Annotated in this window: 1 protein-coding gene; it reads right to left on the bottom strand. The window is 61.4% G+C overall.

The annotated features are described in order from the left end of the window. Positions 1 to 272, bottom strand: a 272-nt coding sequence (locus QP415_RS11830) for a branched-chain amino acid transport system II carrier protein (RefSeq protein ID WP_285100210.1), incomplete at both ends; no start/stop codon positions are given.

Here is a 272-nt window from a genome sequence, read left to right as displayed (position 1 = left end):
CGGTGTGTCCGAGCGACGTGACGACGATGATGCCGAATGCCAGAGCCGCGATCGAGTCCATCGTCATGTAACCCTCGAGGAGGCCCGCAGCCAGGGGCGTGGCTGCGTACTCGCCGGTCGGAGCGTCATGCGAAGCCGGCAGTGACGCCAGGCACAGGAAGACGAGGAGGACGAGAAGCCCGAGCAGGATCGGGGTGAGGATCTTGCCGAGGTTGTCGATGATTTTACCGGGATTCCAGCACAGATAGAACGCGATGCCGAAGAAAACAAAG

It is taken from the genome of Pauljensenia sp. UMB3104 (genome assembly GCF_030217285.1).
Lineage (GTDB): Bacteria > Actinomycetota > Actinomycetes > Actinomycetales > Actinomycetaceae > Pauljensenia.
This window is presented reverse-complemented; position numbering and strand designations above follow the sequence as displayed.